The sequence below is a fragment of the Gemmiger formicilis genome, from assembly GCF_016900095.1.
In the GTDB taxonomy this organism is placed as follows: domain Bacteria; phylum Bacillota; class Clostridia; order Oscillospirales; family Ruminococcaceae; genus Gemmiger; species Gemmiger formicilis_A.
Genome location: NZ_JACJJP010000025.1, coordinates 23,396 through 36,815 on the forward strand (window position 1 = coordinate 23,396; position 13,420 = coordinate 36,815).

At 64.3% G+C, this 13,420-nt stretch carries 11 protein-coding genes; 5 read left to right on the forward strand and 6 right to left on the reverse strand.

Annotated elements, in window-relative coordinates:
* Positions 1-51 precede the first annotated feature (51 nt).
* The 3 genes from H6B15_RS11435 to H6B15_RS11445 all read right to left on the reverse strand — a co-directional run bounded on the left by H6B15_RS11435 (position 52) and on the right by H6B15_RS11445 (position 2,974).
* On the reverse strand, positions 52-501 hold the full coding sequence (locus H6B15_RS11435; RefSeq protein ID WP_243424397.1) for a hypothetical protein: 450 nt from the start codon (positions 499-501) through the stop codon (positions 52-54).
* Between the two features lie 89 nt (positions 502-590).
* On the reverse strand, positions 591-1,388 hold the full coding sequence (locus H6B15_RS11440; RefSeq protein ID WP_204648125.1) for a diguanylate cyclase domain-containing protein: 798 nt from the start codon (positions 1,386-1,388) through the stop codon (positions 591-593).
* 170 nt (positions 1,389-1,558) lie between these two features.
* Positions 1,559-2,974, reverse strand: a complete 1,416-nt coding sequence (locus H6B15_RS11445; protein WP_204648126.1) for a hypothetical protein — start codon at positions 2,972-2,974, stop codon at positions 1,559-1,561.
* A gap of 149 nt (positions 2,975-3,123) precedes the next feature.
* On the opposite strand from H6B15_RS11445, the gene H6B15_RS11450 reads away from it, so the two are divergent.
* From H6B15_RS11450 to H6B15_RS11460, 3 genes are read left to right on the forward strand one after another with little or no spacing between them, the layout of a single operon-like run.
* Entirely contained in the window at positions 3,124-4,281 is a 1,158-nt protein-coding gene (locus tag H6B15_RS11450) for an alanyl-tRNA editing protein (RefSeq protein ID WP_204648127.1), read from the forward strand.
* Between the two features lie 22 nt (positions 4,282-4,303).
* Complete coding sequence (gene trmB, locus H6B15_RS11455) at positions 4,304-5,035, forward strand: tRNA (guanosine(46)-N7)-methyltransferase TrmB (protein WP_204648128.1); 732 nt, start codon at positions 4,304-4,306, stop codon at positions 5,033-5,035.
* Positions 5,032-5,937 (forward strand): putative ABC transporter permease, encoded by a 906-nt coding sequence (locus H6B15_RS11460; protein WP_204648129.1) that lies wholly within the window; start codon positions 5,032-5,034, stop codon positions 5,935-5,937. Before trmB ends, H6B15_RS11460 begins: the two co-directional genes overlap by 4 nt.
* An 84-nt stretch (positions 5,938-6,021) precedes the next feature.
* Here H6B15_RS11460 and H6B15_RS11465 read toward each other — a convergent pair whose 3' ends face one another.
* From H6B15_RS11465 to H6B15_RS11475, 3 genes are all read right to left on the reverse strand, one after another.
* Positions 6,022-6,468, reverse strand: a complete 447-nt coding sequence (locus H6B15_RS11465; protein ID WP_204648130.1) for an Hsp20/alpha crystallin family protein — start codon at positions 6,466-6,468, stop codon at positions 6,022-6,024.
* Between the two features lie 267 nt (positions 6,469-6,735).
* A complete protein-coding gene (locus tag H6B15_RS11470; RefSeq protein WP_204648131.1) occupies positions 6,736-8,070 on the reverse strand; it encodes an MATE family efflux transporter in 1,335 nt (444 codons plus the stop codon).
* 183 nt (positions 8,071-8,253) lie between these two features.
* Complete coding sequence (locus H6B15_RS11475; RefSeq protein WP_204648132.1) at positions 8,254-9,438, reverse strand: nucleotide sugar dehydrogenase; 1,185 nt, start codon at positions 9,436-9,438, stop codon at positions 8,254-8,256.
* 279 nt (positions 9,439-9,717) lie between these two features.
* On the opposite strand from H6B15_RS11475, the gene H6B15_RS11480 reads away from it, so the two are divergent.
* Together H6B15_RS11480 and pulA are read left to right on the forward strand one after the other, a co-directional pair.
* A complete protein-coding gene (locus H6B15_RS11480; RefSeq protein WP_204648133.1) occupies positions 9,718-11,076 on the forward strand; it encodes a citrate/2-methylcitrate synthase in 1,359 nt (452 codons plus the stop codon).
* A 182-nt stretch (positions 11,077-11,258) separates the two neighbouring features.
* Complete coding sequence (gene pulA / locus H6B15_RS11485; protein WP_204648134.1) at positions 11,259-13,193, forward strand: type I pullulanase; 1,935 nt, start codon at positions 11,259-11,261, stop codon at positions 13,191-13,193.
* Positions 13,194-13,420: the final 227 nt, after the last annotated feature.

Consider the following 13,420-nt stretch of genomic DNA (forward strand, 5'->3'; position numbering starts at 1 on the left):
AAGAGAAACCGGCCCCGCAGGCATTGCCTGCGGGGCCGGTTTGCTGCTGCGTCAGATGAATTCCCGCCAGGTGGTCTCGGCCCGGGTCTGGAAATCGCACAGCTCCTGCATCAGCTTGTGCGCCCCCGGGGAGGCCAGCGGGTAGTCGGTTTCCGCCCGCTTGCAGTCCAGCACGCCCTGGCTGCTGCCTTCGGCCAGCATGGTGGCAATGTTGCGGGTGGATTTGTCCAGCATGGTGCGGGTGCGGATGCCCATGCTCACGCTCATGCGGGCGGCGGCGCTCTGTCCCTTGGCTTGGCGGCCGATGGCGTCCAGTGCCGTGTGGGCCTGCTGGTTCAGGCGGCGGTACTCGTTGCGCTGGCGCATCATCTCGGATTTCAGGGCCTGGTCATGGGTCAGGCCCATGAGCTCCTCCAGCGTGTTCTTGCCCATCTCGGTGTTCTGCACCACTTCCTGCAGCATGCTTTCGTTGTCGTTTTGCATCTTTTCCTGTTCAGACATAACAAAACCCCCTGTGTACATCGTTGACCGCACCTTTGGCGGCACGGTTAGTATGCGTACACAGGGGGATCGTTATACAAAAAGGGAACTCAGCCGCCCAGGCGCTGCTCCGCCAGGCTGACCATCCAGTCCCAGCTGCCGGTCTCGGCCCAGTCGGCGGAAACCACCGTGGCGGTGAACTCGCCACGGCGGGCCAGGGTGATGGAGAAGGTGCGCCGGGCGGAATCCATGGCGTCCCGCAGCCGGTGTTCCAGGCTCTTGGCGTCGGTGCCGATGCCCACCACCAGGAACACGCCGTCTTCCAGGCGCACCAGCGGGGTGTTCTCCTGCTCCGGCCCCACGGCCAGGCTCAGGATGCCGGCGGCGGTGGTCAGGCAGCGGTCGGCGGCGGCCACGCTCTCGGTGCGGCACAGCCGGGCGTACTCATTCACCCGCACCATGGCCACGCTCACAGCCTCCCCGGCTGCAGCGGCCTTGGCCACCCGGTCCCGGAACTCGGCGTCCAGGAAAGAGCGGTTGTACACGCCGGTCACATAGTCCCGGCACATCTCGCTGTGGCACTGGGTCAGCATGCGGGACAAGGCCGAAGCCTCCCGGCTGCCCATGTTCAGCTGCTCGGGCAGGGTGTACACCGCCACCAGCACGCAGGGGCGGTGTTCCAACAAAACACTCCAGTACAGGGCCATGGAACCGTCGTTCTGGCCGTACAGGGGCCGCCAGGCGCGGCCGTTGTTATCCAGATCCGGCACCGATTCCACCGTTTCGGTGGGCTGCATGGTCTCCAGGTCCAGACGACGGCTGGCCCCTGCATCCACCACGAACACCTCATCAAACAAGCGGCTCAAAACGGCAATCTGGTCCATCAACTGCGAACGGGTATACTCCATGCTGTTGCCTCTCCTTCGCTCCAACGTTTCATATCCCGCGGCCCGCAGAACGGGGCCGCCTTTATTTCTCTTTTATATTTTAGCACAATGTGTTCAATCTTTCACCATCCGCCTTGTACAAAGAATTCTTTGTACAGATGTGAAAAGTTGGCTTGTTTGCCGATAAGCACTCAGCTTTCGCTCTCCGTGTCACCGGCGGGCACCAGCGCGGCCAGCACCGAATCCCGCCAGCTGTCCCGGTCGGTGCGGGCAAATTCGGTGCGGAAGGTGCTGTCCTCGTTGAACAGCAGGCTCTGCCCGGCGACGCCCAGCGCTTCGGTCTGGGCAGGGGTCAGGGTCACTTCGGGCAGGATGCCCGCGCCCACCTGGTCGATCTGCATCTGGCAGACGGCGCTGTCGTTGGAGGCGGTGCCCCAGGGGGTGATGAGACCCAGGGTCTCGGTGAGGGTCTCCTCCCCGGGTTCGCTGGTGTACAGCCACAGGATGGCCGCCGCGGCCGCGTGCACGCCCGCCTCGTCGGTGCCGGCGGGAATGGCCAGCCAGGCGGAGGTGGCCAGGATGGGATAGTTCATCAGGCCGGTGAGGTTGTATTCGGAGGAAGTGTCGATGTCGCTCTCCACAAAATCACATTTCAGGGGCAGGCAGACCAGATTGTCCTGCAGGTCGGTACCGGTGTGGACCAGCAGGTCCGCCAGGGTGCTGCGGCAGAACAGGGCCTGGCCTTCCTGGGCTTCCAGGGCGGTGTCGGCCTGCAGGGCGGCGGCCGCGTTGGCCTGCCCGGGCAGGACAGAAAGCTCCCGGTTGGTCAGTTCCAGGGTCAGGGCGCTATACAGCCCGTTCAGCGGACCGGTCAGGCCGTCTTCCGAAAGGTTATCCCCGGCGGCCAGCAGCACCCCCGTGTAAGCCGCGGCGGGGGACTGGGCCCCGGCCGGGTCCAGGGGCAGGGTGAACACCGCTGTCAGGTCGGCGGCGGCCTCCGGCTTTTCTGCCGGCAGGGTGTAGTCGGTGCCGTTCAGGGTGACGGTGGTCTCGGCGGGTTCGGCCAGCCAGGCGGTCACCGTCTCGGCCAGGTCGCTCCACTCGCTCCAGGTGGCGGCTTTCAGGTCGGTCACCAGGGTGTCGGTGTCCTCGATCTGGAACAGGGCGCCCAGCACCCGCTTGTCTGCCCAGTAGCCGTACAGCGTCTTGCCCAGGGGCAGGGCGGTCACGGCGGACACGGCGGTCTCGGCGTCCACCCCGGCCCGGATGGCGGCGGTGGACAGCAGGCTGTCGGTGCCCATGTTCAGCCAGGCCTCGTCATCGGCGGCGGGGGCGGCGTTCAGCACCGCCAGGTCCGCCTGGGCGGGGTCGGTGTCGGCACCGGGGGTGAGCACTTCCAGCTCCACGCCCTGGGCGTCGGCATAGCGGTTCAGGGCTTCGGCCGCGGCGGTGTCGGCACCGGCTTCGTAATAGACGGTCAGCTGCTGGGGCGCCGCAGTGGGGGCGGGGGCCGTCTCGGCGGTTTCGGCGGTGGCGGTGCTGCCGGACAGCGGCGCACAGCCGGCCAGAAGACCCAGGGCCAGGACCGAACAGAGGATACGTTTCATATGTCTGATTCTCCTAAAAAACGGGTTGGGCGATATATATCCACCATTATACCGGATTTGCCTGTTTTTTTCTACCCCGGTTTTATGATATAATAAATGCCATATGACGCCCGGGACACCCGGGCTGCCCGGAAAGGATGGGACCCCTGTTGCAGCCGACCGTAAAACTGTATGAGAATGACGCCTATCTGCGCCGGTTTTCCGCCGCCGTCCTGGCCTGTGAGCCGGAGGGCCAGAGCTGGCGGGTGGCACTGGACCGCACCGCCTTCTACCCAGAAGGGGGCGGCCAGCCCGCCGACACCGGCACCCTGGGCGGCGCCCGGGTGGGGCATACCTTGGTGCGGGAAGGCGTCATCTGGCACCACACCGACGCCCCCCTGACGGTGGGGGAGCAGGTGGACGGGGAAATCCACTGGGAGCCCCGGCGGGACCACATGGAGCAGCACACCGGGGAGCACATCCTCAGCGGCACTTTGCACCGGCTGTTCGGGGCGGAGAATGTGGGCTTCCACATCGGGGACCCGGCGGTGCGCATGGACACCGACATCCCCCTGACCCCGGACCAGCTGGCCCGGGCGGAAGCCGAAGCCAACGCCGCCGTGCGGGCGGACGCCCCGGTGCGGTGCTGGTACCCCGAACCGGCGGAGCTGGCGGCCCTGACCTACCGCAGCAAAAAGGAGATCGACGGGGCGGTGCGCCTCACCGATGCGGGCGGGGCGGACCTGTGCGCCTGTTGCGGCACCCATCTGAGCAGCACCGGCCAGGTGGGGCTGATCAAGATCCTCAGCGCCCAGCACTACAAGGGCGGTATGCGGCTGGCGGTGGCCTGCGGGCAGCGGGCCCAGCGGGCGGTGGCCGAAACCTGGCGGGATGCCGAGGAAGCCGGGGTGCTGCTCAGCGCCGGGCCGGGCCGCCTGCGGGAGGCCGTGGCCCACAACGCCGCCAACACCGAAGCCCTGCACCGCCGTCTGGCGGCCCTGCAGCAGGCCCTGGGGGAGGCCTGGGCCGCGGGGGCACAGCCGGGACAGCCGACGGTGTTCTTCTGCCCCGAGGGGGACGGCGACACCCTGCGGCGCCTTTGCCTGGCGGTCACCGGCCGCACCGGCGCCCCCTGCACCGTGCTGGCCCCCGGTGGCCGGGGTCTGACCTACGTGCTGCACTGCCCCGGGGGCGATGCCCGCGCCGCCGCCCAGGCCCTGAACGCCGCCTTTGACGGCCGGGGCGGGGGCCGGGGCGAGATCTGCCAGGGCAGCCTGGCGGCCACGGATTTTGACGCCGTGCGGAACTTTTTGCTGGAACAACACTGACAACGAGAGAGGTATCTTCATTATGCGCATGCGTTTCAAACCCTACGCCCGCCCGGAGCTGCTGGCCTGCGACTTCCACGTCCACGAGCCCCTGACCCACGCGGGGCACTGGCGGGAGCTGTTTGCCCGGCCGGAACAGCCCTTCTGCCTGGAACTGGGCTGCGGCAAGGGCGGATTCCTGGCCCAGCTGGCCCCCTCCGACCCCACCCGCAACTTCCTGGGCATCGACATCACCGACAAGGTGCTGATCCTGGCCAAGCGCAAGGTGGAAAAGGCCTATCTGGAAAAGCAGCTGCCCCCGGACAACGTCCTCATCGCCTCCCTGGACATCGAGCGGATGTCGGGGGCCTTCTCGGCCGAAGACCGGGTGGCCCGCATCTACATCAACTTCTGCAACCCCTGGAGCAAGAACGCCAGCAGCCACAAACACCGGCTGACCCATCCTCGACAGCTGCTGCAGTACCGCAACCTGATGGACGAGGGCGCCGAAATCTGGTTCAAGACCGACGATGACGACCTGTTCCGGGACAGCCTGAGCTACTTCCCGGCGGCGGGGTTTGAGATCACCTGGCAGACCTTTGACCTGCACGCCGACGAACCCGCCTGGAACCTGCGCACCGAGCATGAGGGCATGTTCAGCGAGCAGGGCATTCCCATCAAGGCTCTGATTGCCCGCAAGGGTCCGGACAGCACGGTGACCTGGGTGGAACCCAAGGAGCTGGCCCGCCGTCTGGACGGGGAGGAAGAGGAATGATCTTCGGGTATACCCTGCCCCAGTATCTGGGTTTCTTTTTTGTGTATTCCATCCTGGGCTGGTGCGTGGAGGTGGCCTTTGCGGCGGTGAACACCCGCCAGCTGGTCAACCGGGGCTTCCTCAACGGCCCGGCCTGCCCCATCTACGGGTTCGGCATGGTGGGACTTCTGGCCGTGCTGGGCCCCTGGCAGCGCAGCATCCCGGCGGTGTTCTTGGCCGCGGCGGTGCTGGCCACCCTGGTGGAGCTCATCGCCGGGTATCTGCTGTTCCGGCTGTTCCACACCCGCTGGTGGGATTACACCCAGTTCCGGGGCAACCTGGGCGGGTTCATCTGCCCCCGGTTCACCCTGCTGTGGGGGCTGGGCGGCATTGTGATGGTACGCCTGGTCCATCCCCCGGTGGCCGCCGCGGTAACGGCCATCCCGCCCACCGTCCTGGCGGTGGCGGACGGGGTACTGGCGGTGGGCTTTGCGGTGGACGTGGGCATCTCCTTCGCCCAGGCCGCCGGGCTGGAACGCCGTCTGCGCCGGCTGAAGGACTTCTCTGCCGCCATGCGCCGGCTGAGCGATGCCATGACCGAAGCCATCGGCACCCGGGCCATGACCTTCGACACCCTGCTGGATGAACAGAAGCTGCAGCTGATGCTGGCCGCCATGGAAGGGCGGGAAAACACCGCCCCCCTGCGCCAGCAGCTGCTGGAAATGTCCGCCCGGGCCCGCGCCGTGCGCGCCGAGGTGGAGCGCCTGTCCCGCCAGAAACATTTCGGCGAAGGACGTCTGCTGAGGGCCTTCCCCCACATGAAAGCCCCCAGCTACGACGAGGTGCTGGGACGGCTGCGGTCGGCCACCGCCCGTCTGGCCCGCACCGCCCGGAACCTGAAAGACAAGGTTTCCGGCCAGTGAGAGTTGTTGTGACAACAAAAGCCCCGGCCCCGCGCAGAAGCGCGGGGCCGGGGCTTTGTGTTTATGGGATTTGGAGAAAGGAAATTACTCGATCTCGATCAGGTTGGGCTGCTTGGGCAGTTCGGGCGCCGCCTTGGGCAGATGGATCTTCAGGATGCCATCCTCAAACTTGGCGGAGATGTTCTCCGGCTTCAGCTGATCGCCCACATAGAAGCTGCGGCTGCAGGCGCCGGTGTAACGTTCGCGGCGGATATACCGGCCGTTCTTGTTCTCGTCGTCCTTGTCCAGACCCTTGGCGGCGGAGATGGTCAGGTAACCCTGATCCAGCTTCAGGCTGACTTCGTCCTTCTTGAAGCCGGGCAGGTCGATGTCCAGCTCATAGGCGTCCTCGGTCTCCCGGACATCGGACTTCATCAGGTTCTTGGCGTTCTTGCCGTACAGCGGGTTGTGATTGCCGAAGAAGGGGCGCATACCGTACATATCATCAAACATATCATCAAACAGATCTTCACCAAAAATGCTAGGCAACATAAGTCATAACCTCCATTCAAACCGGCCCTTGGCCGGATGTCAAACGCTGCCCGCCCCGGCACCGTTGCGGTGGGGGGCGTTCGCCCTGGTGGGAGCTCTTTGTTTCTCTCTCAAGGTACGGCTATACTATACCACCAAATTTTAGCACTGTCAAGCGTTGAGCGCTAAAATTCACATAAACTTAACAAATATACGAATTGTATAAACGCGGGCCCAACATCTGGGAAACGGTGCCTCCAATCTGTACAGCGGGGCAAAAAGGAGGGGTCAGGGGCGGGCGTACCGCCGGCGGAAGTCCAGCAGCAGCGCCGCGGCCAGCGCCGCCGCCAGCAGGGCGGTGCCGGGCTGGTTGCACCACAATCCGGTCAAACCCCAGGGCCACAGGGCGGCGATGAGGGCCACCGGAAAGACCAGCGCCACCGACACCGACAGAATGGAGGCCTGCAGCGGCTTTTCCACCGCCGAAAGAAAACTCTGGGCCGCAAAACTGAACCACCGGGTCAGGTACCCCAGGCTGAACAGCTGCAAAGCGGGCACTGCCATGGCCAGCACTCCGCTGCCGCTGTTGCCAACGAACAGGGAGGCTGTCTGGGTGGGAAGAGCCAGCAGCAGGGCGGCCGCCGCCAGGGAGATCACCGCGCTGGCCGCAAAGCAGCGCTTCTCGATGGCCAGCACCCGGTCCCGGCGCCCGGCACCCCAGTTATAGCCCACGGCGGGCTGCAAGGAATCGCACATGCCGTACAAAAGCGGCAGCACAAAGCCGTCCACATACATCAGGATGCCGTACACCGAGATGGCGTCGGCCCCGCCCAGGCGCAGCAGCACCATATTCATCACGATGGAGGTGACACGTCCGGCAATGTTGCTCAGGAAGGTGGGGCACCCGCAGCTGAAGATGCTGCCCACAATGTGCCGGGTGAACCGGGGCCGGTGGAAGCGCAGGGGCATCCGCCCGGCCAGGAAGGGCCCCATGGCCAGCACGGCGCAGAACGTCATGCCCAGGCAGGTGCCCAGGGCCGCCCCCGCAATGCCCAGGCGCAGCCCGTACAGAAAGAAGAATTCCAGCCCGGCGCACAGCGCCGACATGAGCACGTTCAGCCACATGCTGGTCTTGATCCGCCCGCAGATGCGCAGGTAGTTGTCCGCCGCAAAGACGATGCTGACCAGCGGGGAGAACAGGGCATACACCCGCAGATACCGCACCGCCAGGGCCAGCAGTTCGCCCTCGGCCCCCATCCAGCCCAGCAGGGTGGGGGCCAGCAGGTACATGGCTCCGCCGGTCAGGGCGCCCAGCCCCACCACCAGCAGACAGGCACAGGTGAAGAGGTTATTGGCCTCCCGGGGGCGTTTTTCCCCCAGCCGCACCGAGATGGGCACCGCCGACCCCACACCGATGAGGTCGGCCAGGGCAAAGTTGATGATGACCAGGGGCATGGCCAGGTTCAGCGCCGCAAAGGGGGTGTCCCCCAGAATGCGGCCTACAAAAATGCCGTCCATGAGCTGGTACAGGGATGATGCCAGCATACCCACCGATCCAGGCAGGGCGGCCCGCAGAAACAGGCGGTGGGGCGGGGTTTCCAGAAACAAAGTCTTCTGATCCATAGGTCCTCCTTCATGTTTGGAAACATGGGCCGGAAGAACCAAAAACGCCGGATAAGGCAGGCATTTCAGCCTGTGCCTTATCCGGCGTGTCATTTGTCGCAAACCATATAGTTCCGAATGACTTGCCCTCCGACCGACAGCCCTACCATAGCACAGCTTGCCGGCAAAGTCAAGAGCCGTTCCTTAATCCCGGCTGTACAGGTCCCGGGTGTACACTTTTTCCGCCACATCGTCCAGTTCCGGGGCGCGGCGGTTGGCCAGGATCACATCGCATTCCCGCTTGAAGGTCTCCAGGTCCCGCTCCACCCGGCTGCCGTAGAAATCGTCCCCGGTCAGGGTGGGCTCGTACACCACCAGGGGCACCCCCTCGGCCCGGATGCGCTTCATGACCCCCTGGATGCTGGACTGGCGGAAGTTGTCGCTGCCCGCCTTCATGGTCAGGCGGTACACCCCCACCACCCTGGGATGGCGGGCCAGCACCTGCTCGCTGATAAAGTCCTTGCGGGTGCGGTTGCTCTCCACAATGGCGCCAATGAGGTTCTGGGGCACCGAGCTGTAGTTGGCCAGCAGCTGCTTGGTGTCTTTGGGCAGGCAGTAGCCGCCATAACCGAAACTGGGGTTGTTGTAGTGGGCCCCGATGCGCGGATCCAGGCAGACCCCGTCGATGATGGCCCGGGTGTCCAGCCCGCGGATGGCCGCGTAGGTGTCCAGCTCGTTGAAGTAGGCCACCCGCAAAGCCAGGTAGGTGTTGGCAAACAGCTTGATGGCCTCCGCCTCGGTCAGGCCGGGGAAGAGGGTGGGAATCTCCTGCTTGCAGGCGCCCTGCTGCAGCAGGGCCGCAAACTGGTGGGCCTTGTCCACCAGCCGGGCGTCGTCCTGGGGAGCACCCACCACGATGCGGCTGGGGTAGAGGTTGTCGTACAGGGCGTGGCCCTCCCGCAGGAACTCCGGGCTGAAGAGGATGTTGGGGTTGTGCATTTCCTTCCGGATGCGGGCGGTGTAGCCCACCGGCACGGTGGATTTGATGATGACGGTGGCGTCGGGGGCATACTGCCCCACCAGCCGCAGCACATCCTCCACACTGGAAGTATCAAAAAAGTTCTTCTTTTCGTCGTAATTGGTGGGGGTGGAGATGATGACCCAGTCCGCCCCGGTGTAGGCGGCTGCGGCGTCGGTGGTGGCGCGCAGGTCAAGCTCCCGTCCGGTCAGGTACTGCTCCAGCTCCTTGTCCGCCAGGGGGCAGCGGCGGTCGTTGATGTCCTGCACCCGGGCGGGGACCACGTCCACGGCCCACACTTCATTGTGCTGGGCCAGCAGCACCCCGTTGGAAAGCCCTACATAGCCCATGCCGGCCACGGCAATCTTCATAGCATGGCACCTCTTTCACAGCATAAATTATCCTCATTATACCACATACGCCGCCGCCCCGGTAGAGGCATTTTCCGCGTTGTTCACACAAATTTTACGCCGCGGTTATTTGACACACTGTACAACAAAGCGTATAATAAAAGCATGTATTCTGTTTTCGGCCTTGCAGGTGGTCCCGGCGCGGACCGGGATGTATCCGATAGTATATATTATATTATATATTAAAAAGGTAGAAGAGCATTGCCGGCGTAAGAAAAGAGAAAAGGGAGGTTATTTGATATGGGTGAATATGCAGCCATCGAAAAGGAAGCGCAGGTCTTTACCGAGCTTTGCCTGAACAACGACAAGATCGACCCCGCCCTGTTTGACCAGTACGGCGTCAAGCGCGGTCTGCGCGACAAGGACGGCAAGGGCGTGCTGGCGGGCATCACCAACATTTCCCGCATCGACGCCTTTGAGGAGCGCGACGGCAAAAAGACCCCCTGTGAAGGCAAACTGTGGTACCGCGGCTACAATGTGTATGACCTGATCAAAGGCCTGCGGGGCAAGCGCTACGGCTTTGAGGAAGCCGCCTACCTGCTTCTGCTGGGTGACCTGCCCACCGCGGAACAGCTCAAGACCTTCAACGAAACCCTGGTCAAGTGCCGGGACCTGCCCACCAACTTTATCCGGGACGTGATCATGAAGGCCCCCACCAAGGACCTGATGAACAGCCTGACCCGCAGCGTGCTGACCCTGGCTTCCTACGATGATTCGGTGGGGGACAACAGCCTGCAGACCCAGCTGGAACAGTGCCTGAAGCTGATCAGCGTCTTCCCCATGCTGGCGGTGTACGGCTACCACGCCTACAACTACTATGTGAACATGGGCAGCATGTACATCCATCGGCCCCGGCCGGAACTGTCCGCCGCCGAAAACCTGCTGCAGATGCTGCGCCCCGACCAGAGCTACACACCCCTGGAAGCCCACGTGCTGGACATCGCCCTGCTGCTGCACATGGAGCACGGCGGCGGCAACAACTCCACCTTCACCACCCGCGTGGTCACCTCCTCCGGGTCGGATACCTACTCGGTCATGGCGGCGGCCCTGTCCAGCCTGAAAGGCCCCAAGCACGGCGGCGCCAACATCAAGGTCATGGAAATGTGCGAGGACATCCGCAAGAACGTCCACGACGTTACCGACGACGAGGAACTCAAGGCCTATCTGGGCAAGATCGTGGACAAGGAAGCCTTTGACCGCAAGGGCCTGATCTACGGCATGGGCCACGCGGTATACTCCCTGTCCGACCCCCGTGCGGTGGTGTTCAAGGGCTTTGTGCAGCAGCTGGCCGAAGCCAAGGGCCGCAAGGAGGACTTCAACTTCTACAACGCCATCGAGCGCCTGGCCCCCCAGGTCATTGCGGAAAAGCGTCACATTTACAAGGGCGTTTCCACCAACGTGGACTTCTACAGCGGCTTTGTGTACAACATGCTGGACATTCCGGTGGAACTGTACACCCCCATCTTCGCGGTGGCCCGTATCGTGGGCTGGAGCGCCCACCGTATGGAAGAGCTGGTCAACGTGGACAAGATCATCCGTCCCGCTTACCAGAGCATCATGGAGACCCGGGAGTACAAGCCCCTGGACCAGCGCGGCTGATTCCCCGATTTTTCAAAGCGGGCCGTTCCCCTGTGGGAGCGGCCCGTTTTTTTTGCGGCCTGTATCCGATACTCTTTCTCGGTTGCGGGCCTTGCAATCGGGGAAAACTCCTGTTACTCTTATAAATATAGAGACTGTGACCGCCTGCGGCGGTCAATCCTGTGCGAAGGAGGACACCCCCCATGAACCAGAACCGGAAGGATCTGCCGGTCTATACCGGCAACGACCTGGGCGCGGTCTATGCAAGGCGGTCCACCACCTTCACACTGTGGGCGCCCACGGCGGCATCGGTCACCCTGCGCCGGTACACCACCGGCACCGACACCGAACCCGGCGCCCGGGAACTGGACCCGGTGCCCCTGCGCCGGGCGGAACAGGGAACCTGGCGCGCCACGGTGGGCGGAGACCTGGCCGGGCAGTATTATGTGTATGACCTGACCTTTGCCGATGGCTGCACCGCCACGGCGGTGGACCCCTATGCCCGGGCCTGCGGCTGCAACGGGCAGCGGGGGATGGTGCTGGATTCCGCGGCGGCCGAGCCGGAAAACTGGGCCGCCGACCGCCGCCCCGCCCGGGCCAACGATCCCGCCGCCCGCAGCGTGTGGGAGGTGCATGTGGCGGACTTTTCCGCCGACGAGCACAGCGGCATCCGCCCCGAATGGCGGGGCAAGTTCCTGGCCTTTACCCAGGAGGATTCCACCCTGGACTGTGAGGGGGAGCATCCCACCTGCCTGAACTATCTGCGGCAGCTGGGGGTCAGCCACGTGCAGCTGCAGCCCATCTTTGACTTTGCCACGGTGGACGAGAGCACCGGCGGCTACAACTGGGGGTATGATCCCCTGAACTACAACCTGCCCGAAGGCTCCTATGCCACCGACCCTTACCACGGGGAAGTGCGGGTGCGGGAATGCAGGGCCATGGTGGCGGCGCTGCACAAGGCCGGGCTGGGGGTCATCATGGATGTGGTGTACAACCACACCTACTACGCCGACAACTGGATGGAGCGCATCGTGCCGGGGTACTGGCTGCGCCGCCATCCCGACGGACGGCTGACCAACGGGTCGGGCTGCGGCTGCGACCTGGCCAGCGAGCACCCCATGGTGCGCAAGTATCTGGTGGATTCGGTGATCTACTGGGCCACCGCCTACCACATCGACGGGTTCCGGTTTGACCTGATGGCCCTGCACGACGTGGACACCATGAACGCCATCCGCGCCGCCCTGGACGCCCTGCCCGGGGGCAAGAACATCCTGATGTACGGCGAGCCCTGGCAGGGCGGGGCCACCTGCATGGAGGCGGGGGCCATTCCCGCCGACAAGAACGCCCTGCCCCAGCTGGACGGGCGCATCGGCATCTTCTGCGACAACACCCGGGACACCATCAAGGGCGGGGTGTTTGACGCCCGGGCCCCCGGCTACGTCAACGGCGCGCCCGGTGCCGGGTACACCCTGCTCCACGCGGTGGGGGCCTACCGGGACGGAACCGAGGGCATGCAGCCCCGGAATTCGGGGCAGATCGTGCAGTACGTCTCTGCCCATGACAACTTTACCCTGTGGGATAAGCTCAAGGCGGTGGCGGGGCGCCGCACCTACGACATCTTCGACGGCGACCTGCTGGCCCAGAACCGCATGTGCGCCGCCATCTGCCTGACCTGCCAGGGGCTGCCCTTCTGGCAGGCGGGGGAGGAGTTCGCCCGCACCAAGCACGGGGACCCCAACACCTACAAGGGGCCTTTGGCCGAAAACGCCCTGGACTGGACCCGGGCCGCCCGCATGGGAGAACTGGTGGAATTCTACCAGGGGCTGCTGGCCATCCGCCGGACCTGGCCGGAACTCACCGGCCTGACCGACCCCGCCCAGCCCGCGCCCCTGCTGCTGGCGGTGCCCGGCTGGCTCATCGGCTTTGTGCCCGAGCGGTCGGACGACGCCCCCAACCGGCTGGTGGTCTACTACAACCCCGAACGCACCGCCCAGTGGATGAATCTGCCCGGCGGCGGATGGCGCACTTTGTGCGACGGACGCCATGCCCAGGCCACGCCTTTTGGCCCGGTGCGCACCGGTCAGATGGAGCTGCCTGCCACCAGCGTGGTGATTCTGGCCGCGGTAAAAACGGAATAACGACGAAAGTCCGGCTACTGCGCCGGGCTTTCTTTTTTGAAGAGTTTTGAATAGTTGTTTAATTTTTCGTAACAGGAAACGCCAAAATCCACATTTTTTTGTTCAGTTTCACGCTATGCACAAAAAGGGGTTGCAATCTTTGGGCAGAGTGCTATAATTGAGCGCGGAAAGAACCGAGGCGTCCGCAGTGCGCTGAAATGTTCACCGTGCGGCAATGGGGCGCTGGC